This is a genomic window from Psychrobacter sp. K31L, from assembly GCF_017942195.1.
GTDB lineage: Bacteria > Pseudomonadota > Gammaproteobacteria > Pseudomonadales > Moraxellaceae > Psychrobacter > Psychrobacter glaciei.
Window position 1 is genome coordinate 465,532 of sequence record NZ_JAGKSC010000001.1, and the last position, 23,953, is coordinate 489,484.

Annotated in this window: 19 protein-coding genes and 1 pseudogene; 9 read left to right on the forward strand and 11 right to left on the reverse strand. The window is 44.0% G+C overall.

Annotated features, from left to right (window positions below; all coding sequences use genetic code 11):
- Positions 1-608: 608 nt before the first annotated feature.
- From J5X94_RS01820 to J5X94_RS01840, 5 genes are all read left to right on the forward strand, one after another.
- Positions 609-2,321: a TolC family protein gene (locus tag J5X94_RS01820; protein ID WP_210539626.1), complete on the forward strand. Its 1,713-nt coding sequence runs from the start codon at positions 609-611 to the stop codon at positions 2,319-2,321.
- 130 nt (positions 2,322-2,451) lie between these two features.
- The gene (locus J5X94_RS01825) at positions 2,452-3,315 is read left to right on the forward strand and encodes a YihY/virulence factor BrkB family protein (protein ID WP_210539628.1); all 864 of its coding nucleotides are present in this window, start codon (positions 2,452-2,454) and stop codon (positions 3,313-3,315) included.
- An 85-nt stretch (positions 3,316-3,400) separates the two neighbouring features.
- Positions 3,401-4,600 carry an HlyD family secretion protein gene (locus J5X94_RS01830; RefSeq protein ID WP_210539630.1) on the forward strand — a complete coding sequence of 400 codons (1,200 nt, stop codon included), beginning with the start codon at positions 3,401-3,403 and terminating at the stop codon, positions 4,598-4,600.
- Positions 4,601-4,603: 3 nt separating this feature from the next.
- The gene (locus J5X94_RS01835; RefSeq protein ID WP_210539632.1) at positions 4,604-5,914 is read left to right on the forward strand and encodes an ABC transporter permease; all 1,311 of its coding nucleotides are present in this window, start codon (positions 4,604-4,606) and stop codon (positions 5,912-5,914) included.
- Entirely contained in the window at positions 5,914-7,128 is a 1,215-nt protein-coding gene (locus J5X94_RS01840; protein WP_210539634.1) for an ABC transporter permease, read from the forward strand. Before J5X94_RS01835 ends, J5X94_RS01840 begins: the two co-directional genes overlap by 1 nt.
- Before the next feature lie 143 nt (positions 7,129-7,271).
- Here J5X94_RS01840 and J5X94_RS01845 read toward each other — a convergent pair whose 3' ends face one another.
- The 3 genes from J5X94_RS01845 to J5X94_RS01855 all read right to left on the reverse strand — a co-directional run bounded on the left by J5X94_RS01845 (position 7,272) and on the right by J5X94_RS01855 (position 9,858).
- Complete coding sequence (locus tag J5X94_RS01845) at positions 7,272-7,844, reverse strand: methylated-DNA--[protein]-cysteine S-methyltransferase (protein WP_210539637.1); 573 nt, start codon at positions 7,842-7,844, stop codon at positions 7,272-7,274.
- A 65-nt stretch (positions 7,845-7,909) separates the two neighbouring features.
- Positions 7,910-8,884 carry a signal recognition particle-docking protein FtsY gene (gene ftsY, locus J5X94_RS01850; protein ID WP_210540034.1) on the reverse strand — a complete coding sequence of 325 codons (975 nt, stop codon included), beginning with the start codon at positions 8,882-8,884 and terminating at the stop codon, positions 7,910-7,912.
- A gap of 779 nt (positions 8,885-9,663) precedes the next feature.
- A complete protein-coding gene (locus tag J5X94_RS01855) occupies positions 9,664-9,858 on the reverse strand; it encodes a hypothetical protein (RefSeq protein WP_210539638.1) in 195 nt (64 codons plus the stop codon).
- A 3-nt stretch (positions 9,859-9,861) separates the two neighbouring features.
- Between J5X94_RS01855 and J5X94_RS01860 the strand changes: the two genes are divergently transcribed.
- Both J5X94_RS01860 and J5X94_RS01865 read left to right on the forward strand, forming a co-directional pair.
- Positions 9,862-11,412, forward strand: coding sequence for a M16 family metallopeptidase (locus J5X94_RS01860; RefSeq protein WP_210539641.1), 1,551 nt, complete (start codon positions 9,862-9,864; stop codon positions 11,410-11,412).
- Between the two features lie 69 nt (positions 11,413-11,481).
- Positions 11,482-13,059 (forward strand): M16 family metallopeptidase, encoded by a 1,578-nt coding sequence (locus J5X94_RS01865; protein ID WP_210539643.1) that lies wholly within the window; start codon positions 11,482-11,484, stop codon positions 13,057-13,059.
- Positions 13,060-13,236: 177 nt separating this feature from the next.
- On the opposite strand, the gene J5X94_RS01870 is transcribed toward J5X94_RS01865, so the two are convergent.
- Both J5X94_RS01870 and J5X94_RS01875 read right to left on the reverse strand, forming a co-directional pair.
- Complete coding sequence (locus J5X94_RS01870) at positions 13,237-13,785, reverse strand: hypothetical protein (protein ID WP_210539644.1); 549 nt, start codon at positions 13,783-13,785, stop codon at positions 13,237-13,239.
- A 232-nt stretch (positions 13,786-14,017) separates the two neighbouring features.
- A complete protein-coding gene (locus J5X94_RS01875) occupies positions 14,018-14,998 on the reverse strand; it encodes a D-Ala-D-Ala carboxypeptidase family metallohydrolase (RefSeq protein WP_210539646.1) in 981 nt (326 codons plus the stop codon).
- Between the two features lie 262 nt (positions 14,999-15,260).
- On the opposite strand from J5X94_RS01875, the gene rodA reads away from it, so the two are divergent.
- Positions 15,261-16,403 carry a rod shape-determining protein RodA gene (gene rodA / locus J5X94_RS01880; protein ID WP_201592572.1) on the forward strand — a complete coding sequence of 381 codons (1,143 nt, stop codon included), beginning with the start codon at positions 15,261-15,263 and terminating at the stop codon, positions 16,401-16,403.
- 1,077 nt (positions 16,404-17,480) lie between these two features.
- Positions 17,481-17,822, forward strand: a pseudogene (locus J5X94_RS14075) (septal ring lytic transglycosylase RlpA family protein); the annotation flags it as partial.
- 110 nt (positions 17,823-17,932) lie between these two features.
- Here the strand turns inward: J5X94_RS14075 and radA are convergent.
- The 6 genes from radA to J5X94_RS01915 all read right to left on the reverse strand — a co-directional run bounded on the left by radA (position 17,933) and on the right by J5X94_RS01915 (position 23,708).
- A complete protein-coding gene (radA, locus tag J5X94_RS01890; protein ID WP_189581451.1) occupies positions 17,933-19,378 on the reverse strand; it encodes a DNA repair protein RadA in 1,446 nt (481 codons plus the stop codon).
- Positions 19,379-19,756: 378 nt separating this feature from the next.
- A complete protein-coding gene (lptB, locus tag J5X94_RS01895; protein ID WP_210540037.1) occupies positions 19,757-20,467 on the reverse strand; it encodes an LPS export ABC transporter ATP-binding protein in 711 nt (236 codons plus the stop codon).
- Positions 20,468-20,603: 136 nt separating this feature from the next.
- The gene (lptA, locus tag J5X94_RS01900; RefSeq protein ID WP_413191387.1) at positions 20,604-21,086 is read right to left on the reverse strand and encodes a lipopolysaccharide transport periplasmic protein LptA; all 483 of its coding nucleotides are present in this window, start codon (positions 21,084-21,086) and stop codon (positions 20,604-20,606) included.
- Positions 21,087-21,413: 327 nt separating this feature from the next.
- Positions 21,414-22,001 carry an LPS export ABC transporter periplasmic protein LptC gene (lptC, locus tag J5X94_RS01905; RefSeq protein WP_210539648.1) on the reverse strand — a complete coding sequence of 196 codons (588 nt, stop codon included), beginning with the start codon at positions 21,999-22,001 and terminating at the stop codon, positions 21,414-21,416.
- Positions 21,998-22,564 carry a KdsC family phosphatase gene (locus J5X94_RS01910; RefSeq protein WP_189581445.1) on the reverse strand — a complete coding sequence of 189 codons (567 nt, stop codon included), beginning with the start codon at positions 22,562-22,564 and terminating at the stop codon, positions 21,998-22,000. Before J5X94_RS01910 ends, lptC begins: the two co-directional genes overlap by 4 nt.
- A 151-nt stretch (positions 22,565-22,715) precedes the next feature.
- A complete protein-coding gene (locus J5X94_RS01915; protein ID WP_189581442.1) occupies positions 22,716-23,708 on the reverse strand; it encodes a KpsF/GutQ family sugar-phosphate isomerase in 993 nt (330 codons plus the stop codon).
- Positions 23,709-23,953: the final 245 nt, after the last annotated feature.

Consider the following 23,953-nt stretch of genomic DNA (forward strand, 5'->3'; position numbering starts at 1 on the left):
ATCCTTTACTGGTCTTATTTATTATATGATTGATAGTTTATATCATTCTCATATTTTTATATTCAGCGGTTTTCATAAATAAATTAACCTACTTAAATAACCACTCTTTTATAATATTAACAGTCGAAACATAACCTTCATTATTATGAATTAGCAGTAAAACCAAAGTAGTGAAATACAAAAAATATTTAGTTATCAATTGGTTAATAGATAAAAAATTCATGATCTGATCACGGTCATGTTCTGATAGTTTAATCAATAATAACGCTATTATAAAAGCCAAAACCATTGCTTTACCACATCAGCATTGACTATACAATAGACAACGACAAGATACTGAGGCTTGACCCGTCACGGTTGTGTGTCTAGAGTGTACCCCGCATTAAGCACGACAAAATTTTAGTTAATATTTATATATCCTCATCTTTTGTTTTTTCCGCCTATTCTATTCGTGTTTTTTGCTTAAAACTTATTCGAGCACTATTAATTTGCTGGCTGCCGGATAGTTTATAATAGCGTAACGACGCTATTAGGTGGTCGGCTAAAATGATGAGTATCGCGCGTTGTTTTAAAAAATCTTGCATTCTAATTAATGGCTTGTGTGACTTATGAAATTTGCATTATCAACTCTGTCTACTGCTGTGATGACGGTTATGCTCATGGGGCTGTCCGTCGCTACCTCAGCAAACGCTAACATGGATAACGTTGAGTCACAGAATGACGTGCCACCAGTAACGGTAACCCAGATCGTTAACGCTGATGATGAACGACAAACTGGCGCTGCGACGGCTGTTCAGACAGATACAACGTTGTCAGTGGACGATAATACTGCCATCAATGGCTCTGCATCCACCATGCATAGTCAAGGCATTGAGCAACAGAGCCGCCTAGCCACGCTTATCGATCCTATCACGCACAAAGCGGTTGATAATAGCTATCCCTTAGAAGTCTCTAGCTTTTTGAGTCTTGAGCAGGCGCAAAACATCTTATTGCAAGTCTCGCCAAAGCTTGCGGCCAATGAAGCCGCCATTGCCGCGAGTCAATATCAGACCGATGCCCTAAAAACCATAGACAATCCGCTGGTGTTTGCCCGCGTATCGGCCAGTGCCTATCATGTGGAAGAAGACATTGATTTATCATCGCTCAAAAACGGCATCGTTAATGAGATCAATAATAGCGTAGATGAGGTTATCCCTCCTATTCCACCAACCACAGATTTGCCAAATTTTGGTGAATTGGTCGGTGAGCGCCTTCCAGACTCTTATGATTTTAATCGTTCAGGCTCAACGACGGGCGCAGGTATTGGCGTTGTTTGGCCTATTTACACTGCTGGGCGGACAACAGCGTTAACAGGCGCGTCCGATGCACGCACCCAAGAAGCGGTCGCGGACAGCCTATTAGACAAAAACGAGCTTTATAACACCCTAATTGAGCGCTATTTTAAGGCGCAGCTGGCCATTATCGCTGCCTATTTGCGTGAAGACGCTTATGATACCTTGCAGCAGACCGATCATATGGCGGAGCGTCTGTTCGAAGAAGGCTTTATTTCACGCGTCGACAGACTAGAAGCACAGTCTGCTTTAGCAGATGCCAAAAGCGAATCGGTCAATGCCAATAACGATGCACGCCTTGCGATGATTGCTTTGCAGCGGCTATTACGTACCGACTATCGTATCAAACCGACCACGCCTTTGTTTGTCTCCAGTCGCCCGCTACCTGATGTGAGTTATTTCCAAGACTTGGCACTTGCCAATCATCCAGGGTTACAGAAAGTCGCCGCCAAACGCGCACAGGCTCAGCAACTTCATGCGTTATCAGATACCGGTTACAAGCCTACGGTTATGCTGTACGGCTACGGACAAGTCGAAAAAGACCCCAGTTGGGTCGCTGGTATCTCTGCCACTTGGAAGCTATGGGGTGGACTCGATAAAACAGCATCACTGGCATCAAGTAACGCGCAAATACGCCAAGCGGATCTCTCTGAGATTGAAGTCAGTGACAATCTATTGTTATTGGTCGAAAAAAATTGGCACGATATAAATAATGCCCAGTCACGTTATCAAGCATTACAGAGCAATGTTGACTTGGCAGCAGAAGTATTGCGCTTGCGTCAGTTGGGTCTCCAAGAAGGCGTAAATACGACGGTCGACGTGGTTCAAGCCCAAACGCAGTCTCTCAAAGCACGAACTGAACAAGCACAGGCAGCCAACAGCTATGTGCAAGCGCTTGCCGCCCTCATGCAAAGTTGCGGGACGCCACTGGCTTTTAACACCTATCTTAATGCGGCAGATATTCAGCTACCTATCTTGTATAGTGAATGATGATCTCGTGTGAAGAGTAATAGAGCGTGTTGATAAGCGCTTATATTGATAATAATTAAATGGCTAATGGCTATATTATTACTGACCTTACGATACTACTAACCCTAGCTCTACTGTGAATAAGCGTTTTATGAAAAAATTAACTTCTAAAGTAACCAATTGGCTGCCGCACCTGCTTCAGACATGGCGTATAGCAAATAGCCCTAATGTTTGGGCACATTGCGCGAGCGTAGGCTTTTTTGGTTTTTTATCTATTTTTCCAGCAATGGCTGTGTTTGTACTGATTTATGGTCTCGCTTTTTCACCTGTTGAAATGCAAGAGCAGATTTCACTTTTACGTTCGTTTATCCCTGAGTCTGTATATGAGGTTCTTAATTCACGCTTAAGCGAGCTGGCTTCGAACACTGCATCCAAACTGACTTTTGGTTTGATTGTATCGATGCTACTAGCTCTTTATGCAGGCTCCAAAGGCATAAAATCCTTAATTATCCTGGTTAATCTTGCCTTTCATATCACCCAAGAGCGCAGCTTTATACAAGGCACCATTCGAGCACTGAGTTTAACTTTTGCTGCCGTTGTGGTCTTGATTATAGCCATCTCCTCTATCGCTATTATTCCTTTGGCGGCGGCTTATTTTCCTTTTCCGCAAATCGCTAAGACCATTGCGCTTTGGAGTAGATGGCCGATATTGGCTGGCATTATATTCTTAAGCTTCTTAAGCCTATATCGTTTTGCGCCAAACCGTGACGCCGTAGCGCTAAAAAATCTGGTGCCAGGCGCGGCCTTAGCTACCGTTCTCTGGATTCTATTGTCCGTGTTATTTTCGATTTATGTGCAAAACTTTAATAACTATAGCGCTGAGTTTGGTGCGCTTTCAGCAGCGGTAGTCATTATGCTGTGGCTTTATTACTCAGCATTTATTGTCGCTTTTGGTGCTATTTTTAATTTTGAAACCATAGAAAACTCTAAACCTTATGCTATTCGAGTGTACTAATAAACGGATAACAATATTACTGGTTAAAGCACTTGTACTATAAGCCTTTCACTCTCAACTTTATTGCTTTAGGAATCTCACTGTCATGACTGAATTTCCAAACGAATCAGACGACTCACGCAAATCAACTGATTCGACTGATGAGTCAACGCTGTCTCATAATAATCAGCCGTCAGTCGATTCTGTAGAAGACATACCTGACGTGGAACCAGAACAGGCAACACCTACTTATCGTGATGATCCTAAATCTGACAAGTCTGCCATGATAAAAAAGGCGCTGCTTGTCTTATTCGTGCTGATTGCCTTGGGCGTTATCGCTTATGGTTTGTATAAAAGCAACCAAAGCAGCGAACCTGACGTCGTTACCCTACAAGGGCAAATGCAAATGCAGCAAACCTCCATCGCCGCAAAAGTACCGGGGCGTATCGCTCAAATCATGGTCACTGAAGGTGATGAGGTGACGGCTGGTCAACAATTGATTGAGATGGATTCGCCTGAGATTAACGCAAAGATTAATCAAGCGCAGGCTGGTAAGCAAATGGCACAGAGTCAGCTTGATAAAGCCGAAAATGGTGCTCGTCCGCAAGAGATTGCCCAAGCAAAGGCTGCATGGCAAGCCAACAAAGCGGCCTCTGATCTGGCAGAAAATACTTATCAGCGTGTCAATCGACTCTATGAAGAAGGTCTCATGGCGCGGCAAAAGCGCGATGAAGCCTATGCGCAGTATCTTGCAACCCAAGATCAAACCGAAGCGGCACGCTTGCAATACGATTTGGCGATGGAAGGCACGCGTAGTGAAGACAAATCCGCAGCTACCGCACAAGTGGCGCAAGTCGATGCTCAGCTAGATGAAGCACTGGCTGCAAAAGAAGAAGCCAACTTAAAAAGCCCGATTGCTGGTATCGTAGATAATGTAATAGTCAGTGCTGGTGAAGTCATCGGTCAAGGTGTGCCGCTATTAACCTTGGTCAATACCAACGATCAATGGGTGGTACTGAATGTCACCGAAACCTATTTGAACCAGTTTGCCATTGGTCAGCAGTTTACTGGTACTATTCCGGCGTTATCATCAGCAGACAAACCCTATAGCAAGCAGTTTATTGTCTACGCAACCTCTACATTGTCTGACTTTGCGACGTGGCGACCCACCAATAATGATGATGGCTTTGATGTACGTACCTTTGAAGTCAAGGCGCGACCAAGTAAACCTGATACGCGGATTCGCTCTGGAATGAGTGTCATCGTCCGTATCAATCCAACCCTTGCTAATCAGAGCCAAGAATAAGCCATGCGCCTAACTCAGCTTAGCGAAGCTTTTATACGTAGTGCCGCCTATGAGCGGCGTTTTTTGGCCAAAAATTCTTGGGATTTTGCCATGGTGGTTTGGATACCCTTGGCGACAGTACTGCTGATTTGGTGGATTTTTTCGCAAACGCAAATTACCAATTTGCCTATTGGGGTGATCGATCAAGACAATAGCCCTGTTGCTAATACCGTGGTGCGCTATCTAGAGGCCAGTCCTGATATTACCGTCAGACAGCTTTATCGCTCGCCAGCCGCTGCTGAAGCGGCAATCCTGCAACGAGATATTTATGCAGTCGTGATTATCCCTGAGGATTTTTCTCGCAATATTTTATCCAATAAGCCAGCGCCACTGATTTTACAAGTAAATGCTCAGTATGGTACACACTCTGGGATTATCCAAAAAAGCGTTCAGTCTGTCGCTGCCACCTTATCCGCAGGCGTTGAGATACAGCGTTTGGTCAAGCAAGGCATGGCACCCTCGCAAGCGGCGATTGCTTACTCGCCGATCAGTATTCAGCGCATCAGTTTGTTTAATGCGGCAACCGACTATCAGCAGTTTTTGGCCTCCACTGTTATCCCTGCACTGCTGCATATTTTGGCAATGGTCATTGGAGCAACGACGATTGGACGTGAGTTGCGGGATAAACGAATCGGTCACTGGTACGCTTTTATTGATACTGGTCGTCCCAATTTGACGGCACTCATAGATAATGAAGCACTGTCTACGCTCGACAATAAGCAAACACGTAGCGATGACCCTGAAATATTGGAAAGTCTCAAAAAAAATCAGCAAGTAAGTATTGCCGTCTTAATTTTTGGCTTATTGGGCAAATATTTTTGGCCAATGCTTGCTTATAGTATATGGTCTGCATTGGCACTATGGCTTGCCACACCGCAACAAACGGTCGCTCTCGCCTCAATGGTTGTCACTTACATCGGGCTGATACTATTGATGATGCTGTCGTTTTGGCTAGGAGCCATCTTTACTTTGAATTCATTTTCATTGCGTATGGGCTTATCCGCTACCGGTTTCATTTCTGCGCCTTCTTACGCTTTTGCAGGTGTCACTTTTCCTTATATCGCTATTAGTGATAGCGCGCAGCATTGGTCGAACATCCTACCGCTTACCCATTATCTAAAACTACATATCGCGCAATTACAGATGCACGCACCCGTTGCCGTATCTTTGCCAATCATTTATGGCCTAACGCTAGCGACCTTGCTTGCTATGGGCTTGACTGCCGTACTAAGCAAGCGCGCATTGGCGCGTCCTGAACGTTGGGGAGCACGTTAATGTCGCCATTATCAAAAAACAAGCCACAAAAAAAACATGCTGAATCAACCACTTCGTCATCGTCACAGAGCTTCTTAGGCAGTTTTTTACAGACTCTCAAAGATATCTTTACCGATAAAGGCGTGGTTTTGCTGTTAATTGTGGCTCCTATCATTTATGGTTTCTTTTATCCATGGCCGTATTCTACTGAAGTCGTCAATCACGTACCCGTTGGCATTATCGATAAAGACAATAGCAACTTATCCCGTACCATTGTCCGTTATGCGAGTGCCAGCCCGCAGCTGAACACACAGCGATTTGTTAATGAGCAAGATGCCATCGAGGCCATGTGGTCGGATCAAATCGCTGGCTATATGGTCATCCCAAGTGGCCTTGAGCAGCAAGTGTTGTCTGGTAAAGCAGCTAGCGTGAGTGTGCTCGGCAATGGCGGCTATTTTATCTTGAATAAAAACGTACAGCTGGGCTTTTTAAAAGCGGTCAGTACGGTATCGGCTGGTATTGAAGTGAAAAAAAGCGTGGCACAAGGCGCGTATTCGCCTACCGCTGCCAAAAGTACCCAAGCCGTCCCACTGCAAATTATTCCTTTATACAACCAAACTGAAGGTTATGGTGCCTACGTGGTGCCAGCGGTATCCATTATTATATTACAGCAGACGTTACTCATGGCCACCGCAATGCTGATCGGTACTTGGTATGAGCAGCGCCGCCACATGACTACGATACGCGGCTGGCTAGGACGTATTGGCGCACTCAGCATGTTGAGCTTTATTATCGGCTGCTTTTATTATGGCTGGGCGTTTGAGCTCCATCATTATCCACGTGGACAAAATATGGCTGGCAGTTTGTTATTCTTGCTGCTATTTTGTCCGACCGTCGCCACCCTTGGTTGCTTGCTGGGACTGTGGTTCCGGCAACGTGAGCGCAGTATGCAAATTTTAATCTTTAGCTCGTTACCGTTATTTTTTATCAGTGGCTACCCTTGGCCTGCCGACCAACTCCCTGAGATACTACAGTTGGTACGTTGGCTGGTGCCGACTACCCCTGCTATCAACACCTCTGTGCAGCTAAATCAAATGGGGGCCAGTGTCACTCAAGTCGCTATGGGCTTTTATGCACTCGCAGGCTTGTGGGCATTTTACTTTGCATTACTGCTGCTGTTTCGCTGGCGTACCTCACAAAAACAATTGCCTCATAAAGTTTCGATAAAGATATAACAAGTCAGCCGATTGTCTCATCCATAAATAAAATCATTTTTCTTAGACTTATTTCAGGACGGGATATATTCGTAAAAAAGGCCAAACACTTAAAATGTTTGGCCTTTTTTGGGTTTATTTGTGTGATAGGCATGTGCTTCAAACTAAGTTTTGCAAGTGACGCCTTCAAGCCCTAACAAATATTCTTTCTTATCCAGCCCGCCCGTATAACCTCCAAGCTTACCATCGCTAGCAATGACGCGATGACAAGGAACGATAATACTAAAAGGATTTTTGCTATTGGCATTGGCCACCGCGCGAAAGCCTTTGGGATTATCCACATTTTGCGCCAGCGTTGCATAGCTGATTGTCTCGCCATAACCAATATCTTGTAATGCTTGCCAAACTCGTTGCTGAAAATGGGTTCCTAAGCTTGCATCTATAGGCAAATCGAAATTCTGACGATCCCCTTTAAAATAAGCCTTTAACTGTTCGATAGCATTTATGAGTAATGCTTGGGCAGGCTCACTTTCTCTTAAGCTATCGTTATTAATGAACGTAAAATTCTGATCGGCAAGGCCGTAGTGCTTTTTAAGTTTGGGAATAGATTTTGAGCTGTGCCAAGAGTTACCTGCCAGCAGCCAATTGACTTCAACCAGTTTAGGGCTACTATGCTCATTGACACTTGCAATCAACGTCAATTGATGTGATCCAAAAACTGCTGTAGTAACTATCATGACTATTCCTTTCAAATGATTATATTCCCAAGAGTCGTTTATTGGCTAAAACGACCTATCGAGCGCTATTCTTTATCATCGGTTTCGAACAAGGCAGCGACAAATTGTTTTGGACTAAAGGCGCGTAAATCATCAATCGACTCGCCAACACCAATATAACGGATAGGCACATCTGTGGTTTCGGCAATATTAAAGACCACACCACCTTTGGCAGTACCGTCTAACTTAGTAATTGTAATACCCGTTAATGGCACGACTTTGTTAAAGAGTTCTACTTGGTTAATGGCATTTTGACCCGTGCCAGCATCGAGGACAATCATACCTTCGTGCGGTGCGCTTGGATCGGCTTTACGCATGACGCGTACGACTTTTTCTAGCTCAGCCATGAGATGCGTTTTGTTTTGCAAGCGCCCAGCGGTATCTGCTATCAGCACATCAATGTTTTTTGCTTTGGCAGACTGCATGGCATCAAAGATGACAGAGGCACTATCTGAGCCATGACCTTGCGCCACGACTGGAATGTTATTACGCTCACCCCAGATTTGCAGCTGTTCGGTTGCGGCAGCTCGGAACGTATCACCAGCAGCCAGCATGACAGATTTGCCCTCACCTTGTAAGCGTTTGGCAAGTTTACCGATGGTGGTGGTTTTACCGACCCCATTGACGCCCACAACCAAAATCACAAAAGGTGTTTTGCTGGTATCAACCACCAACGGCGCTACTTTTGGCGTTAAGATATCAACCAATTCCGTTTGCAATGCTTTATACAATGAATGCGAATAAATCAAATCCCCACGAGCTGTCTGCTCAGTCAAGCTTTTGATAATACGGTTGGTCGCGTTGACACCAATATCAGCAACCAGTAGCTGATCTTCAACTTCTTCTAACAACTCATCATCGATTTCTTTGCCACCGATCAGGATACTGACCATACCTTCAGCTAGATTTTTACGTGATTTACTCAGCCCTGTTTTCATCCGATTAAACCAGCTGCCTTTTTTCTGACTTTCTTGAGTCTCTGCTACTGGCTCTTTTGGCATGGCAACTTGCCCATCGCTATTAACAACGGGGGTCACACTCGGACTATCTCCCAACTGCTCCTGTAATGGCATGGTTGGAATCGTTGAAGCCGTATTGGTCTTGCTACTAGCTTCTGTTTCTTTGGCACGCGAAAAACTTTCAGAGGAACTTTTAGGTACGTTATGCTCTTCTGTCATGACAATCGGCGTGGCTAAAGCGATACTTTCAGCAGCATGGGCGCTTGAGACGTCTTTGTTTGTCGTCGTTTCTTGATTTTTCGTATCGTCATTATTTGTCATATTATCATGATGCTTATCAGTCACCCTAGCATCGTCTAACGGTTTGGTAGGTACACTATCCTCATCAACGATGGGCATAGATTGCACCGGTAGACTGGGTAAGGTAATATCATCGTCATCTAAGTCATCGAGACCACCGTCAAGGTTAATGACTACACGATTGCTATTATTTGGGTTATTCATAAGCTTGCCCTAAAAGTTATCATTATTAGTAAGATGTTTATTTTAAAATTGATCGGTATATTGTCAGTTTTCTACCATTCAAATGATAGATTATTTTTAGCCTAGTTTAGCATAATTCAAGTTGCGCTCAGCCTTTACCCTACCAGACCAACGCTAAATAGTAAGAAGTGATCAGACAGGCCAAACGGTTGAGAAAGTTTAGCTTAAGGTTTGGACACAAAAATCTGACCCTTAGCAGGCGCAACTTCGCCTACTCTTAGCGAACTTTATTCAATAACTTTCTACTAGGAACCACTTATGCTATCGTCACTAAATTGCTATAAAAAAATAACCTCTATCAGCGCAGCTCTGCTAATAGCCACCATCGCATTGTCAGCGACTGGCTGTAACACAACATCAGAGTTCAAACCGACGGCTAGTGTAATGGTTGGCGCACACAAATCGCTATAACGCTGGCGATTATTGTAGTTAGCAGGCACACATTCAGTCATCTTTTTATATAAGCAGAACATACCATGTCCTCGACTTTACCACTACACGTTTTACGCGTTGCTGGCGCTTTGGCTATAGCAACTACTCTTGCAGCCTGTCAAACCAATACTGTTGGTACTCCTTCGTCAGCGGATGGAAACGCGCTTGTCCAAAATCCAGCCATGCAAGGTGCGGCGCAGAACAAGGTAAATCAAAATCCAGACAGTAAGGACGATCAGCAGTCGTCAGCGTTGTCCATGGATATGTCAGGTCGACATGAGTATCAGTTAGAAAACGGTCTAAAGATCGTGGTAAAAGAAGACCACCGCGCACCCGTCGCCATGACCCAGATATGGTATCGAGTGGGGTCGACAGACGAGCCGCTTGATAAAGGCGGACTCTCGCATCTGCTAGAGCATATGATGTTCAAAGGCACCTCTAATGTATCGAGTGACGATTATGAACGCTTAATTGCCAAATTTGGGGGCGTTAACAATGCCTTTACCAGTTATGACTATACGGGTTACTACGAGCTATTCCCAGCCAACCGCATGCCGCTAGCGCTAGAGCTCGAAGCCGATCGAATGAAAAACTTAATCTTCGATGACAACGAATTTACCAAAGAGCACCAAGTGGTCATGGAGGAGCGACGCCAACGTACCGATGACAACCCACTTGCCAAAGCTTATGAATCATTCCGATTGTTAGCGCTGCCTGATAGCCCAAAAGGCGAATCTGTCATTGGCCCTATGAGTGAGCTTGAATCGATTACGCTCCCAGAGCTAAAAGAGTGGTACAAGACTTGGTATGCACCCAACAATGCGACCTTGGTGATTGTCGGCGATGTCGACCCAACAGAAGTATTGGCGCAAGTCAAACGCTACTTCGGTGATCTCAAACCAAGCAATCTGCCCAAACGCCCTGCTGTCAGTCAAAAAGGCTTTCGTGGTTATCAGCAAGTTGAGTCTGAACAAGCAGTACAAGTACCGGTTTTGCTGATGGGCTATAACGTGCCCAGTCTCGTCACTGCCGGCACAGCCAATGAAAAACAAGCTTACGCGTTATCGCTGGCACAAGACGTATTAGATGGTGGTCTGTCTGCTCGCTTAGAGAGCCGACTGATACGCGAACAAGGCCTGCTCACCACAGTTGGCACGTCTTATGACTTGCTCGATCGCGGCGATGGATTGTTTTTAATTCAAGCGACACCGCGTGAAGGTGTTAGCTTAGAACAAGCGCAACAAGCCATACTCTCTGAAATAGAAAAGCTCAAAACCGATCCTATTGCTGCTGACGAAATCAGTCGTGCCAAAACCAATACGGTCACTGGATTGATCTATGCGCAAGACAGCATGGAGGGTCAGGCACGCATGATTGGCTCGCTACAGTCTATCGGTCTCGATGACAGGCTGCTTGCCGAATTACCAGCCAAGCTCGATGGTGTCAAAATCTCTGATATTCAAGCGGCCAGTAAAAAGTACTTGGTTAAGAATAACTTGACCGTCATGCATGTGATACCGCCTACTGAGCAAACGTCTAAAGAAAAAGCATCTACAAAGCAAGCAAGTCAAAAAACGGTAAGCAAAAACAAATAATAACAACGTGCTGTCAATATTTTTCACTGATAAGCCAATGCTAAAGACCTTATTAATAAGAAGAAAGCCATGACTCAGACTACTTTTCTCATGAATACAAAAAAAAGCCCTTTATTGCCGTTAGTAAATCGCAAATTTAAATCTCATTTCGAACCTCGTTTCGAACTTAGGTTCAAGCAGCGTTCCTACTTGAGCCTAGGTATATTATTAGGTTTGACGATATTGACGACCACCGCTCAGGCAGATACCACTGGTAGCGAAGACTTTCGTACGCCATCAGCTGCCGTTGATATAAATGCACCAATAGCCGCACTATCAACACTTACAAGTGTCGCTGATGCTAAGCCATTAAAAGTCACAGTGCCAACCATTCAACAGTTCAAAACCAAAGCTGGCGTTCCTGTGCTTTTTGTACGCACCGCCGCCCTGCCCATTGTTGATATTGATTTACGCTTTAATGCAGGCAGTGCTCGTGATGGCAGCATACGCAAAGCTGGCTTTGGCATCGCCAATATGACTGCTACTATGTTGGAACAAGGCTCTAAAAGCTTAAATGAAAATGAGTTCACCCGCGCTGTTGAAACCTTGGGAGTGAATTTGAGCAGTAGCGCCTATAAAGATATGTTCATCGTCTCGCTACGCAGCTTATCCGATGACAAACATCTACTGCCTGCCGTCGACTTGATGACTCAAATGCTAAATGAACCGGCGTTTGATGCAGATATCCTAGCACGTAACAAAGCGCGACTATTAGTCGGTTTGCAGCAGCAAAAACAAGACCCCAATAGCCTTGCGAGCATTGCTTTTAACGAAGCCTTATATGGCGACCATCCTTACGCGCACCCTTCCGTTGGTACGCTCGACAGTGTACCGAGTATTGAAAGAAAAGAATTGCTCGACTTCAAAAATCGCTATTTGGTGGCGGCAAATGCTTCTATCGCGATGACGGGTAATCTGACTTTAACCCAAGCCAAAAAGCTTGCTGACGATATCACGGCTGACTTGCCAGTCGGTCAAGCAGCGACAACACTACCTGAGCCCAAATCACTGACAAAAGCGCAGCATATTCACATTCCTTTTCCCAGCACCCAAACGACCGTACTTATGGGACAATTGGGCGATAAACGTGCCACTGATGCTATCGCACAGCAGAAACAGACCAACTTTGCCGTGGGTAACGAAGTGCTGGCGGGCGGTGATTTCAATGCGCGGCTGATGACCGAAATCAGACAAAACCTTGGCTATACCTATGGTATTTCAGGCTCAATGAGTCCGATGCTGGCGCGCGGCCCTTATCAGATTGGGTTTTCGACACGTAATGATAAAGCCCGTGCTGCTATTGATGCCAGCTTAGACGTCATCAATGATACTTTGGATAACGGTATTACTAGCACTGAGATGCGTTTGACGACTGACAATCTAAAGAACAGTTTTCCGATGGGTTTTGCCAGCAATGCCGGTATCAATAGTTTATTGGGAATGATGAATTTTTATCAGTTGCCCAAGAATTATCTGACCAATTATGTGAGTCGTATTGACCAAGTACAATTAGCAGAGGTTAATAAAACCATGCGCGATACGCTCAAACCGGATGACTTTTTGATTGTCACGGTTGGACAAGAGGATCCTTGGAAGACTAATAAATAATGCTTATCAATAATAATGAGGATCAAAAAAAAGCACTTATAAAAGTGCTTTTAGGAAAATCATTGAGAATTGTCTAGGGCGTGTCCTCATTTTAAAAATGAGGACACGCCCTAATACAAAATAATGAATAACGTTATAAATCCCAGCTATTATGTAAAGTAATTGGCTTCAGTCAAGTTAGCTAGTGATGGTGATGTTTACGTCATAGCTTAAGCGATCGGGTTTATGAGTCACCCCGACATAATTTAAACGAATCACATGCTTATCATAAGATTCGACTTGATAAGAACCATTGGCAAAGTTATGCATGGTTGGCACAATTAGCAACGTCTCGATTTGATCGGTATTGATATCAATGTTTATGCTTTGACCCCTCTCTGGGTATAAGTAATAATCACAATAATTCGATATCATGACCTCCGCAGTACGGACAATAGTGTCATCGTCGACGTTTTTTTGTAGTAGTTTTGGGCATACATCAGGACGTTTGGCAGCGAGACGCGCATAAGAGTTTTTAATGTTTTCTTCGATGTCTTTTGCATCCGAGGCATTTACGTTAGGCAAACTATTTTCAGAAGCAGTGTTCGGGCTACAGGCGCTAATAAACAGAAGAGACAGAATCACCGAGCAACATAGCCCTGCATACATCTGAGTTGAGCGCAAAGTGCTTTTTTTCGGTTTTTCTGATTGACTCGATCTTTCTACTCTTAAGTACCACTTTTTCATAAATCCCACTTACTATAAACTAGGCTATATTTTTTGACATAATACAGCATAGTTTACTGAGATAAAAAGTGATTTGTATAAGTATAATAGGATAACTATATAGTCGGTTCAATTTAAAAGTGGTACAAGGCAACCGAGTGTAGATGTATATTTAATACCTCAAGCGAGGTTAACGCTGTAACGCTTTTATAGTGGATTGACTATAGTCGTTTTGACTATGCGAATAAAACTATTAATAACGACATGATGAACTGCTGCTAGCATGATTAAAGCCCCACTTGCGATAACCCTCAGTATCCAAATGAATAGCACCCGTGGAGTACAGTCCTAGCCCAAAGTTATGAGACTGACCCTGATATTGCCAAAACTGACATAGGCCATCTTGCATGGTACTAAGCAGCCATGAATTATCTTCGTACTCCGGCACCCAAATATCTATAGCACCCGCAGTCATATGTTTGCTGCTATCTGCCCCGCCAGCACAGTCATTGAGTCCAGGACTACGGTAAACTGAGCGTATCTCACTACTGGCAGGTAAGATACCTTGATTCTTTAGCTCACTATACAGTCGTAGTGTGGGAACTATATTGGCCCATAATTCTTGCGGTGGCAGCTGATAAGGCTCATAGCCACATTTATCCCAACTACGTGCCGTCGTAAGCAGCTGAGACAAGGGTGGTACATTACGCGCACCCACTCGTGCGTTCAAATAGCGTTGATAATCAGCGACTTGGCTAGCACGGTAGCTATTGCTATTTAGCCAGCCGTTAAAGTCGATACTGGTAAAATTGTTATAAGTATTATTACTGGTGCTGTAAGTGGAAGGATAAGTTGTATTATAGCTAGGCGTACGTCTATTGATATTGACGCGTTTGTTTTCTTCGATGGATAAGCTGGCGTCAAAATCGAAATCACGTTGTTTTTGCTGAATTAGCCCTTGCATGCTATCGCCCGCTATCGCATTTGCTCCACTTAACCTTGTTGCCCCACTTAACATAGTAACGCCTGAGTTATAGCTTGTCGCGTTCGTGGAAGGCCTGATATAAGCATTACTGCTGCTATTGCCACTACTGCCTCCTTGACGGACTTCGATACGACGCTCACTATTATCGCTCACGATAGCTGCATGAACGCTAATACTACTGGCACAAACCAATAGGGCGATAATAGGCTTATGAATCTGCCGATAGGCATGGTTTTTTTTATTGATCATTGCAAGAAGCTACCGCTAAAAACGTTTTATCGATACTATCAAATTTTTGGCAAGCAGGCTAAACTATCGCTTCTAATTCGTAGCCACCTATTCGTAATTAACACTTATCCTCATAATTTTCATAGTTACGTGACTTTATTACTGATGTGTTACTTTATCTGCTGGCACCTATTGGAATGAACCTCTTGTAATCACTGATTTATCACACATTTATGTCAAATTCGACATCTCTTTTACGCCAATTGCCAGTCACACTTTGCCTATGTCTTCTAATCCGCAATATCGTTTTTCACGTCAGAGCCACCATTTCGGTCAAGGTCATGCGCCGACGCTATGGCAACGTATCCATATCGATCCATGGTTGACCCTGCTTCTATTAACAGTTTGCTGCATTGGCTTAACGATTCTATATAGTGCCTCAACCCAAGACAATAGCATGGTCATACGCCAAATGGTCAGCTATGGCGTGGCATTTACCGTGATGTTTACCATGGCACAAATACCGCCAAGTATTTATCGTACCTTTACGCCTGTTTTTTATGTACTAGGACTCGTACTATTGGTATTGGTAGACATCATTGGTGAAGTGCGCATGGGGGCACAGCGCTGGATTAACCTGCCAGGATTTGGCAGCGTGCAGCCTTCAGAGTTTATGAAACTTGGTATGCCGATGATGTGTGCCTGGTTTTTGTCTAAGCGCGACCTACCTCCATCAGCATCAAGTATCGCGATCACTTTAGCCTTGATCATCGTTCCGGTGTTATTGATTGCCAAAGAACCTGATTTAGGTACTTCACTGTTAGTTGCAGCCAGTGGCATCTTCGTGCTTTTTTTAGCAGGTCTGTCATGGCGGGTGATTTCGGGCGCGGCCGTCTTAGCGATACCCCTCATCGCCGTCGCTTGGAATTTTTTATTACACGACTATCAGCGTACCCGAGTATTGACATTACTCAATCCTGAAGCAGATGTACAAGGAGCTGGCTGGAACATCATTCAGTCCAAAACAGCCATTGGTGCAGGTGGACTGACGGGCAAAGGCTATTTAGAGGGCACGCAGTCGCATCTACACTTCTTACCGGAAGGCCATACTGACTTTATCATCGCGGCTTTCTCTGAGGAATTTGGTCTGTTGGGCGTGATGTTGTTGATGTTCGTTTATGCCTGTTTACTCACCCGTGCCTTATATATCGCTTTCACCCATCCCGATGTGTATAGCAGATTATTAGCAGGCGCGGTCGCCATGTCATTTTTTGTTTATGTGTTCGTCAATGTCGGTATGGTCGGCGGCATTTTACCTGTCGTTGGCGTACCCCTACCTTTCATTAGCTATGGTGGCACCGCAATCGTCACTTTAATGGCGGGATTTGGGCTGCTGATGTCCATTCATACTCATAAATCTAACTAACCGCCATCATCTAATAACTCTGACGGTAAAAATTAAAAAATAGAATGCAGGTCAGTTTTAACGACAAAAAACTGGCTTTATTTGTAATTAATACTACAGATATTCTTGATATTATCCATTTTCCTCTAAAGCAGTTATCTATCATAAACCCTTGATATTATTGAATTATTAAAAATAAAATCACTGTCTTTCTTCGTCAAAAGCGTACTTATTGTCAATCTACACTGATAGGTTTTAATCCTTGTTTTTTACAAATAATTGCGTTAACCTCGTTTTACTGTGTTTTGCTACATAACCCGTACAGAGCTACTAACAAACTTAGCATTTAATTATATTTTAGTTATAGCTCATCCGTATAGTTAGCAAATCCGAGATTTCAGGCTTTCAAATCGACTACTTAATTAACGCTTTAATAACAAAGTAATACGTAATACACTTCAAAACGTTTATTAATTTAGCAATACATGGAAGTTTGTTTATCGGATATGATAAATGTCGGTACTGACCATTTAAACTTTAGTTGTTTAACTATTGAAGTCGGTACTTAATTAATATTGTTAACTATCATTTGAGCATATCGTAAACGTTTCGGTCATTTACTACTGCAACGCATTTATGATAACAAAATGAAAATTATCATATGTTAGACCCTATAAAAGCCGTCTTTTGCATCAATCCTGATTAGAATGACCGATTGATACATAGGCTTTAGAGCTTGCGACACGATTAGATTGGTCTAAGTCTGTCACACTCGATCTAAGATTTTTAGAGTTAGGTTTTAATGTATAAGTTATAGAGGTATTTATGAATAAGCGTTTATCTGGTTTACTTACAATGTCAGTATTTCTATTTGCTGGCTCTGCAGTCGCATCTAATGCCAATGCGGTAGAAGCAAAAACCACCCTTGCAATGATTTCGCAAGATAACGCCTCCCATATCGACCGTGTACTCGGTGAGCTTAGTCGTCAACATGATGGTGCTTCAAGCTTGGTTAAGTCTGCCCGTCAGCCTACCTCATTAGCACTTAGCAGCTCACTCTTAGCGAGCGATACCGCCCAAGTAAGCAATGACGAAGATGTGTTAGAACGCTTAACAGCAGTCGCGTCTAACTCAGTAAGCAAATTTAAGCAAACCGGTTTGGCATCTTGGTACGGCCGTAAGTTTCATGGTCGCAAGACGGCCAGCGGTGATACTTTTGATATGAATGCCCTAACAGCGGCGCATCGTTCACTACCATTAAATTGCTATGTGAAAGTCACCAATAAAACCAATGGCAAAAGCGTCGTGGTAAAAGTTAATGATCGCGGTCCATTCCACGGTAATCGGGTAATGGATTTGTCTTATGGTGCTGCCAAGCAATTAGGTATCACGAGCAAAGGGGTTGGTAACGTCTCGATTGAGCGTGTTTCAGGACCTTAGTTCTAAAACAACAGCCTTCTTAATTAGAATAAAAAAACGCCTAACCATGATGAGTTAGGCGTTTTTTGTTTGAGTTTATCTTTTTTAGTCGAACACCGAAGAGTATCTGTTTATAACTCAAACGCGCTTTCGATAGCATCATCGAGACGTTCAACGGCAATTACATTAATGCCTTTAAACTGAGGAGCATCCTTTGCAGGCGCATTGCCCTTAGGAATAATGGCATGTTTAAAACCATGCTTCATAGCTTCTTTCAATCGCTCTTGACCATTAGGGACAGGGCGTATCTCCCCAGACAAACCCACTTCACCAAACACGGCTAAGGATGAAGGTAAAGGCTTTTCTTTAATACTAGAAGCACAAGCCAATAATACAGCCAAATCTGACCCTGTTTCTATGACCTTGACGCCGCCAACTACGTTGACATACACGTCTTGTCCGCTGGTATGAATGCCACCGTGTCGATGCATAACCGCTAGCAGCATGGATAAGCGTTGAAAATCGAGGCCTAATGCCATGCGTCTGGGCTGCCCTTGCGAATCATCAACCAACGCCTGTACCTCGACCAGTAGCGGTCTCGTACCTTCACGACTGACCATAACGACCGATCCAGCCACGGGCTTATCATAACGGCTCAAAAATATCGCTGACGGATTGGCGACTTCTTTGAGTCCCATATCGGTCATACCAAAAATACCCAGCTCATTAACCGCACCAAAACGGTTTTTAACCGCGCGAATCATCCGAAAGCGGGAGTCCGACTGTCCCTCAAAATACAATACCGTATCGACCATATGCTCAAGCACGCGTGGCCCTGCTAACGTACCTTCCTTGGTCACATGCCCCACTAAAAATAGCGCAGTGCCCGTTTGCTTAGCGTAGCGTGTCAAAATAGCGGCAGATTCTCGAATTTGACTGACGCCGCCCGGCGCAGAATTGATAGCATCCGTATAAATAGTCTGAATAGAATCAATAATAGCGATGGCTGGCTGTTCTTGAGTTAAAGCCGCACAAATAGTTTCGACGTTGGTTTCGGCCAATACCCGCAGCCTGTCTGCTGGCAAATCTAAACGTTTGGCACGCATAGCAACCTGAGCCAGTGACTCCTCACCGGTCACGTAAAGCGCACTACCTGCCAGCGAATCAGCACGAGCCATATTGGTCGCTGTTTGTAATAAGATAGTGGATTTACCAATACCGGGGTCGCCACCTATCAGTACAACAGATCCGGCAACCAATCCACCGCCGAGCACACGATCAAACTCACTAATGCCAGTGGGCAAGCGCGTATCTAGGCCGACGCTGACAGCATTAAGCGGCATGACCGCACTATGGGTACCAGAATAGTTCCCTGTAGGTGTGCCACTGCTGCCTGTGTTACGAGGCGCTGCACGACCAGCATTAGGCTTAGCAGTACTCTTATTATGATGCGGCATACTGACGTTTGGCGCTTCAACCAAGCTGTTCCATTCCCCGCAGTCCGTACACTGTCCTGCCCATTTGCCAAAATGCGCACCGCAATGTTGACAGACATAGCTGCTTTTATTTTTTGCCATAATGTATGAGCCTTATTCAGACAATCAATCAATCATAAAATATCAGAATGCTTTTGTATAAGTGTTTATATAAGAATAGTTTTATAAGGAAGAAGCCGCTTAGATGATATAGTCGATACTAAATAAAATGGATACAAGACATTATCATGCGTGACGGGTACAAATTTTTCTTGCTTGCTGTGCCGGCGCAGACAGAGGCGACAAAAAATTTATACCAGTCACGCTGTCTCTTTTTTATATTGACCTGACTATAGGCTGTGTAGCAGAAATGATAATGAATACGATATAAATCGTGGTCGTTGGCATAAAAAATAGCAGAAACTTTATGCCAACCTATGAATAGTATAAACGAACGAAAACAGCGATTAACTGACCGGTTTATACCTGAAAATCTTTACCTAAATAAACAGATTTTACCAACTCATTATCTAAGACTTCAGACGCTGTGCCTTCAGCAATAATAGCGCCTTCTGAGACGATATAAGCTTTTTCACAAATAGCGAGCGTGTCGCGAACATTATGATCCGTGATTAACACGCCAATACCACGATTTTTTAGCGTTAATATCACGTCTTTAATGTCACCAACAGAGATAGGATCAACGCCCGCAAAAGGCTCATCTAGCAAGATAAACTTCGGGTCAGCGGCCAAGGCACGGGCAATCTCGCAACGGCGACGCTCACCGCCTGACACACTCATCCCTAAAGATTTGCGCACATGTCCTAAATTGAATTCACCAATCAATTTTTCAAGCTCTTGGCGCTGCTCACTAGCAGTCAATTCTGTACGAGTTTGCAAAATAGCCAAGATATTGCCTTCGATAGATAATTTACGAAAGATTGAGGCTTCTTGCGGTAAATAGCCAATGCCAGCACGAGCGCGTTCATGCATTGCGTATTTGGATAAATCCATGTTGCCTAAGCTGACGCTGCCTCTGTCCATGTTGACCAGACCTACTACCATATAAAAACTGGTGGTTTTACCCGCACCGTTTGGTCCTAACAAGCCAACCACTTGACCTTGATCAACAGAAAATGAGACATCTTTGACGACCCAACGTTTGCCATAACGCTTACCTAAGTTTTTCATACTCAAGCGCTCGACAGGCTTAGCATTGTTAGTGGGGGCTAAAGCGTCAAAACTTTGGTTATCACTCATAATTTACTCATAATTTACGCATAGTGTTGTCGAAATTTAGTTGCTGCTACGCAATTACTGCTATCTCTTAGCGTACACCGCTCTGGCTGTTATTGCTGCTGGGTGGGAAGACTAGCTCCACGCGCTGGTTGCCACCGGCAGTCGCTTCTACATCACCTGCCTTTAAGCTATAACGAATGACATTGCCCGCAAAACTGGCGCCATTTTGTACCAGCTTTGCATTACCCGTCAAAGTAATAATACCAGTAATCGCATTGTAGTCGATCTTATTGGCCTGACCTTTTGCCAGACCTTTCTCTTGCGTGACCACTTGCTGCATGGTGGCTGGTCGCCCAGTCGCTACTGCAGAGTTGATACTACGACCCTGTGATAGATTGACCGTGATATTATCAGCGGTCATCTTAAACGTACCTTGAGTAATAACCACACCACCCGAATAACTGGTGACGCCGGTGCGCTCACTATAAGTCGCTTTATCTGCCAACAGTTTAATCTGCTGATTGGCGTCTGATGGCAGCGCATGACTATATAGTGGTAACGCTAGCAACATGATGACTGGTAGCGTGCGCAGGCTAGAAGAGACTTGCATCGAGCGAGTCGATAATGAGCGCAAAGTAGGCAAAAACTTAGATTTCATAAACATTACTCGTTTTATTATTAGTAGTTATAGTCAATCCAAAATAATATCAATACAAGGAAACCGAGTGCAATCGATACATGAGTATGGTCAGCGAGGTTGACGCTGTAGTGATTTTATCGTGGGCAAACGATAGGATTTGCAAACTTCATGCTAGCTATAGTCAATCCCATAGGGCGTCAGACTAACTTTCACTGACTATATGGTTTTGAATATCTCTTTGGGCAAAGATCATTTCAACTAGAATAATGCCTTGTCTTTACGATCAGCAGGAGAAAAATTAACCGCCACTTGACCGAACTCATATTCACCAGTCTCCAAATTGGCTTTCATGCTCGATGCTTCAAATCGATTCATCCCTTGCTCAATCTTGACCATTTCATCACTATATACTTGGCCTGACTTGGTGTTACCTTTGAGCGTGCTGCCCGTCACTTTAATGGGTTCAATATCTGATATCCCATCGGCTTTGTCTTCACTAACTAAGGTAAAACCACCAGACAAGCTCAATTCACCAGTCTGCTGACTGATGGCAGCGCTACCCGCTTCGATACGATAGCGCTGCTCATCTGAGGGCTCCCAATTCATTGTGATGCCTGACATCTCATCTTCGTTAGTTGCCGGATTGTGCGTCAATGATTCAGCAGTAAGCTCATATTCAGTGTCGCCTTGCTCATTGGTTTGCACCGCCTTAATATCAGTCGCTTCATAATCAACATCAGTCGCTTCCATGCTAACTGGCGGTGATATGTCTCCTTGCTGCTGAAAAAACCAGCCAGCAATACCAGCAATAATCAACGCTAAAACGATTAAAACACGAGTATTCACGATAAGGTATCCTGAGTTGGTGCCTCATCAAGCGTATAATGCGCGATAAAGTCTTTATAATGGCCATGACCTTTTAAGATAAGATCACATATTTCACGTACGGCGCCAGTACCGCCTGCACGTGTGGTCACCATATCGCTGCGCTTAATTACTTCGGCATGGGCATTGGGCACTGTTGCCGCAAATCCCACAGTTTGCATTGCCTTAATATCTGGCAAGTCATCGCCCATATAAGCACAATCAGCTGCCGTGATATTGAGCGCAGGATCAAGGGTAGATAGCAGCTCATTTAAGGCAATCAGCTTGTCATCACGACCTTGCACCACATAATCCACACCTATTTCAATGGCGCGCTTATCCACCATGGGGCTGCTACGACCCGTAATAATAGCAGTCAAAATGCCATAACGTGCTAACGACTTAATGCCAACACCATCGTGCACTGAAAACTCTTTGGTCTCAACACCATTGGCGTCATAGATGATTTGACCATTTGACAAAATACCATCAACATCTAATACCAATAGCTTAACTTGTCCGGCTTTTTTTATTAAGTCTTGCATGAGTTATCCTTTCTTAAAGACTTTTTGGCTCTATAATGCGTGACTGGTACAAATTTTTCTTGCTTGCTGTGCCTACGCAGACAGAGGCGACAAAAAATTTATATCAGGCACGCTGTGTCTTTTTTTATATTGACCTGACTATAGATAATGCTTACTTAACACCCGCTTGTAGTAAATCATGAACCGTAATAATCGCTTCTAATCGATCTTTCTCATCGATAATCAATAGCTGACTGATACCATTTTCATTCATGACACTCAGAGCGTCTGATGCTCGCATGGTTTTGCTGATTCGGCGTGGATCGTTAACCATCACATCGCGCATCGGGGTTTGTAGATCGATGCCTTTTTCTAAACCGCGGCGTAAGTCACCGTCTGTAAATACCCCAACAACCTTATCATTATCGTCAGTGACCACTGTCATCCCTAAGCGCCCAGCAGACATAGTAAAGAGCGCCTCTTGCAATGGTGCTTGTTGATTGATAAGTGGCAAATCTTCTGACTTAGTATGCATCAAATCTTCGACGCGAGTGAGCAGTTGACGACCCAACGCCCCTGCTGGATGCGATAGAGCAAAATCTTCTGAAGTGAAATTACGCGCATGTACTAAAGCCACTGCTAACGCATCACCTAGCGCCAATGTAGCCGTGGTGCTGGAGGTAGGTGCAAGGTTCAGCGGACACGCCTCTTGCGATTTGCCTAGGGTCAATACAATATCAGCTGCACGCGGTAACATGCCACGCTTATCACGACTGATACTAATCAACGGAATATTTAAGTGCTTAACCACTGGCAGCAGCATTTTAATCTCATCGGACTCACCAGAGTTAGAGATGGCAAGCAACACATCGCCTTTCACCAGCATGCCCAAGTCGCCATGCCCAGCCTCACCAGGATGCATAAAAAAAGCGGGCGTGCCAGTAGAAGCAAAGGTCGCGGCGATTTTGCGCCCTATCAATCCTGACTTACCCATACCAGTGACCACTACTCGACCCTTACAAGCCAAGATAATATCGCAAGCCTGCGCAAATCTGTCGTCTATCTGCTCTGTCAGTAGTGCTAACGCCGATATCTCAGTATTGATCGCTTCGATAGCGGTACTAATATATTGCTCATGGGTCAGATTGCTTTGGCTATTACTCATGCATCAGCTCTATGTTTATAATGAATCAATAAGATATTTTACTATACTCTGAGCAATATTAATAATGCCCTGCAAAACCCAGCATTAACGTCAAATCGATATCAATGCTAAGTAGTTATTATACGTCTATTTATACAAAAAAAACCCACTATAGCAGCAGGTTTTGATTAAATATATCAAGTCGAGATAACGCATCTATCTATAGGTAAATAGGCAAAATACTTCTTGTCTATTTATCTATGATT

Coding starts and splice junctions, on each gene's coding strand:
- J5X94_RS01820 (WP_210539626.1), top strand. CDS start 609: ATGAAATTTGCATTATCAACTCTGTCTACTGCTGTGATGACGGTTATG.
- J5X94_RS01825 (WP_210539628.1), top strand. CDS start 2,452: ATGAAAAAATTAACTTCTAAAGTAACCAATTGGCTGCCGCACCTGCTT.
- J5X94_RS01830 (WP_210539630.1), top strand. CDS start 3,401: ATGACTGAATTTCCAAACGAATCAGACGACTCACGCAAATCAACTGAT.
- J5X94_RS01835 (WP_210539632.1), top strand. CDS start 4,604: ATGCGCCTAACTCAGCTTAGCGAAGCTTTTATACGTAGTGCCGCCTAT.
- J5X94_RS01840 (WP_210539634.1), top strand. CDS start 5,914: ATGTCGCCATTATCAAAAAACAAGCCACAAAAAAAACATGCTGAATCA.
- J5X94_RS01845 (WP_210539637.1), bottom strand. CDS start 7,844: ATGATAGTTACTACAGCAGTTTTTGGATCACATCAATTGACGTTGATT.
- ftsY (WP_210540034.1), bottom strand. CDS start 8,884: ATGCCAAAAGAGCCAGTAGCAGAGACTCAAGAAAGTCAGAAAAAAGGC.
- J5X94_RS01855 (WP_210539638.1), bottom strand. CDS start 9,858: ATGTTCTGCTTATATAAAAAGATGACTGAATGTGTGCCTGCTAACTAC.
- J5X94_RS01860 (WP_210539641.1), top strand. CDS start 9,862: ATGTCCTCGACTTTACCACTACACGTTTTACGCGTTGCTGGCGCTTTG.
- J5X94_RS01865 (WP_210539643.1), top strand. CDS start 11,482: ATGACTCAGACTACTTTTCTCATGAATACAAAAAAAAGCCCTTTATTG.
- J5X94_RS01870 (WP_210539644.1), bottom strand. CDS start 13,785: ATGAAAAAGTGGTACTTAAGAGTAGAAAGATCGAGTCAATCAGAAAAA.
- J5X94_RS01875 (WP_210539646.1), bottom strand. CDS start 14,998: ATGATCAATAAAAAAAACCATGCCTATCGGCAGATTCATAAGCCTATT.
- rodA (WP_201592572.1), top strand. CDS start 15,261: ATGTCTTCTAATCCGCAATATCGTTTTTCACGTCAGAGCCACCATTTC.
- radA (WP_189581451.1), bottom strand. CDS start 19,378: ATGGCAAAAAATAAAAGCAGCTATGTCTGTCAACATTGCGGTGCGCAT.
- lptB (WP_210540037.1), bottom strand. CDS start 20,467: ATGAAAAACTTAGGTAAGCGTTATGGCAAACGTTGGGTCGTCAAAGAT.
- lptA (WP_413191387.1), bottom strand. CDS start 21,086: ATGTTGCTAGCGTTACCACTATATAGTCATGCGCTGCCATCAGACGCC.
- J5X94_RS01910 (WP_189581445.1), bottom strand. CDS start 22,564: ATGCAAGACTTAATAAAAAAAGCCGGACAAGTTAAGCTATTGGTATTA.
- J5X94_RS01915 (WP_189581442.1), bottom strand. CDS start 23,708: ATGAGTAATAGCCAAAGCAATCTGACCCATGAGCAATATATTAGTACC.